The 2,247-nt window shown below is 38.7% G+C and carries 1 protein-coding gene; it reads left to right on the top strand.

What is annotated here, in order from left to right:
- Positions 1 to 513: 513 nt before the first annotated feature.
- The coding region (locus KPX09_RS05085) for a hypothetical protein (RefSeq protein ID WP_249549277.1) at positions 514 to 2,247 on the top strand (1,734 nt) is incomplete at its 3' end.

Consider the following 2,247-nt stretch of genomic DNA (forward strand, 5'->3'; position numbering starts at 1 on the left):
TTTTGAAGAGCGTTGTGATTTACGCAATGAATTCTTCTTGAGAATAAAAATGTCTAAGTAGAGGTGTGTTTTGAGTGCCTTGAATATAGCAGAAGATATAATTAAACTTATAAAGTCTCGTGGAGTTAATGTGAACTCAACTAAAGTCATCGTATTGAAAAAAATTTTCTTTCTATAATAAACAACGCTAATCTGAAGAGCGCAGGTACACCTTATACATATAATTAATGATAAGCGTCTCATGCTATATAGTCTTGATATATAGTTACTAACGGAAATACGAGTTACAACTAAATTCACCCTACCCCAAAATGAACAAAACTTGCGACACACAACTTATACTCGCTGTGCCACTTCTTAAAAATTTACAATATCTTTACTATTATCGTCATAGCATATAGATATACAAACACATACTTGCTTGATTTTGCAAAGTTGGTTTTTACTCGTTACCTAGCGCCTTCTTATATCGCTTAATGATATCCTAATTTTATAAACGACACCAGGTGGTATATGCCTACTACAAAGAAAAATGAAGTTTCTAGAGCTGATGCTATTGAGATATCAATGGCGTTTGATTCCTTAATATCTGTTGCAGAAGCATTTTCTGATGTGCATCTGGATGATATGCATCCTGAAGAAATTTTCGCACATATGCTATCGGTCCTGAAATTGGCAAAATCGTGCCTCACTGAGATGAAAGATGAGATAGTATCATCAGAACAATCTACGAAACTATCACAAGACCAGGAACTATCCTCTCTCCCATTGATTCAAAGCGTGTTGAACTTCCTAGACAACACACAAGGAGTTATTGAACAATCTATTCGTAATTCTGACTATAGTGTACCTAGTAATACCATAGACATACTAAGAGGGTGTTACGATGTTCTAGGAACACTACAAAGTGTGACAAAGGTGCATAGCATCCTGCACGTGCCTAATAATATGATGGCGATGGCAGACCAAGCTATTATCGCGATGGCTGGTTTTGTACAGGCCTTACAGAATTACGCGTTTCATTCCACAACAGAACAAGCGGATATAAGACACGTACGATTGATGACGAGAGCTTCATTAATCGCACAGCAGGCTATGGCAATACTTGCGAGTGCTGCTAAACCAGCAGCTCGTAAGTTAGTGCTTCGTCATGTGCTTATCCTCTCACTGACGACTCAAATACCATCTTTCAATACACCTTCTGTTTTGAAGGAGCACATGGCATCAGCCATGAATTTGATACTGATGTCTCTGTCAGCTGAGCTGGATGAATTCAGAAGCTCACAACACGTTATGGAAACCGAAGAGAATGTTTCGATTTCTGTATCTATGCAACATCTAGCACAATACTTCTTAACTGCTTACCGCGAGGAACTACAGAAGTACTTAGGAGATAAAGTCGATTTCTATGGCACTGTACACCACGAAGCTACTGAAGAGGCTGGAGACTTCGAGGATAATATGCTGTGGATCAGAGCATATTTGCTGGAATGCATAGTGTATGTTTCCAGCATACAAGTGACATATGAAAAAGCATTAGAAAAACCCCCGAAAGATACAGAAGTATACACAGCTACGCCCGTATTGCTTCCTGAGATACCTTTAACTGTAGGCATGGAAATGGGGGAAGACAAGGCAACAGAGATTATACAGGATCTTCATGAATATGTGCTTGAAACCCTAAGGCAGGTGTGTTTACGCTGTATTGTCAATTCCTCTCCAGTATTCTATTCGCATAACAATAGTAAAGATTTATCGCTGAAGACACTTTCGTATACTGCAGCTATGCAGGAAAAACTTGGGAACTTGGTTAAGGAACTGCAGAAAAATCCAAATGTTAAAGATTGTCAGTCATTGAACTTCTCTATTGAAAGAGTGGCCATACTCACTATGAGAATAATGGATAGGGTAGATAACAGTAGGAAGTTATATGACCATACCTGGAAACAAGACTACTCATTCCTGCCGTTGTTCAGCAGTGAAGAGCTGCATAACAGGAAAATATATAAATCAGATTATCCAACAGCTTTCCGTGATATTGTAGCAAGACAAGAGCGAAACAATATATGTAGAGCTTTTACGCATGCGTTCAACTGCATAATAGAAGCTTTCGCCCAACTAAAGCAATTTTTTGCTGGGTTGGTAGCGCAGGTAAGAAATGTATTCTGTTGTTCCTCTCCTACTATAAATGAAGAGGATATGCTAATTGAAGGGGATCCTGATACAAAACTCACCACAGAGGAAGAA

Origin of the sequence: Anaplasma phagocytophilum (genome assembly GCF_023476575.1) — a bacterium.
In the GTDB taxonomy this organism is placed as follows: domain Bacteria; phylum Pseudomonadota; class Alphaproteobacteria; order Rickettsiales; family Anaplasmataceae; genus Anaplasma; species Anaplasma phagocytophilum_A.